Genomic DNA, 1,447 nt, shown 5'->3' with positions numbered 1-1,447 from the left:
GAAAGCAGGGTTGTTGTTTCAGAACCCGCACAGTGGACGCAAGCAGCTATGGACAAGCCCTCGGCCTATTAGTACCGGTCACCTCCACCCCTCACAGGGCTTCCAGATCCGGCCTATCAACCCCGTCGTCTACAGGGGGCCTTAACCCCTCATGGGGGTGGGAGTCCTCATCTCGAAGCAGGCTTCCCGCTTAGATGCTTTCAGCGGTTATCCCTCCCGAACGTAGCCAACCAGCCATGCCCTTGGCAGAACAACTGGCACACCAGAGGTCCGTCCGTCCCGGTCCTCTCGTACTAGGGACAGCCCTTCTCAAGACTCCTACGCGCGCAGCGGATAGGGACCGAACTGTCTCACGACGTTCTAAACCCAGCTCGCGTGCCGCTTTAATGGGCGAACAGCCCAACCCTTGGGACCGACTCCAGCCCCAGGATGCGACGAGCCGACATCGAGGTGCCAAACCATCCCGTCGATATGGACTCTTGGGGAAGATCAGCCTGTTATCCCCGGGGTACCTTTTATCCGTTGAGCGACGGCGCTCCCACAAGCCACCGCCGGATCACTAGTCCCTGCTTTCGCACCTGCTCGACCCGTCAGTCTCGCAGTCAAGCTCCCTTGTGCACTTACACTCACCACCTGATGACCAACCAGGCTGAGGGAACCTTTGGGCGCCTCCGTTACTCTTTAGGAGGCAACCGCCCCAGTTAAACTACCCACCAGACACTGTCCCCGATCCGGATCACGGACCCAGGTTAGACATCCAACACGACCAGAGTGGTATTTCAACGACGACTCCACAACCACTGGCGTGGCCGCTTCACAGTCTCCCACCTATCCTACACAAGCCGAACCGAACACCAATATCAAGCTATAGTAAAGGTCCCGGGGTCTTTCCGTCCTGCTGCGCGAAACGAGCATCTTTACTCGTAATGCAATTTCACCGGGCCTATGGTTGAGACAGTCGAGAAGTCGTTACGCCATTCGTGCAGGTCGGAACTTACCCGACAAGGAATTTCGCTACCTTAGGATGGTTATAGTTACCACCGCCGTTTACTGGCGCTTAAGTTCTCAGCTTCGCCACCCCGAAGAGTGACTAACCGGTCCCCTTAACGTTCCAGCACCGGGCAGGCGTCAGTCCGTATACATCGCCTTACAGCTTCGCACGGACCTGTGTTTTTAGTAAACAGTCGCTTCTCGCTGGTCTCTGCGGCCACCCCCAGCTCCCCGTGTAAAACGGATCACCAGAAGCGGCCCCCCTTCTCCCGAAGTTACGGGGGCATTTTGCCGAGTTCCTTAACCATAGTTCACCCGAACGCCTCGGTATTCTCTACCTGACCACCTGAGTCGGTTTAGGGTACGGGCCGCCATGAAACATCGCTAGAGGCTTTTCTCGACAGCATAGGATCATCCACTTCACCACAATCGGCTCGGCATCAGGTCTCACCCTCAA

1 rRNA gene is annotated in these 1,447 nt (G+C 56.9%); it reads right to left on the bottom strand.

The annotated features are described in order from the left end of the window. Window positions 1-48 precede the first annotated feature (48 nt). Window positions 49-1,447: ribosomal RNA gene (locus ACFYVJ_RS34765) — 23S ribosomal RNA — on the bottom strand; the annotation flags it as partial.

The organism is Streptomyces sp. NPDC004134 (assembly GCF_042874195.1).
In the GTDB taxonomy this organism is placed as follows: Bacteria; Actinomycetota; Actinomycetes; order Streptomycetales; family Streptomycetaceae; genus Streptomyces.
This window is presented reverse-complemented; position numbering and strand designations above follow the sequence as displayed.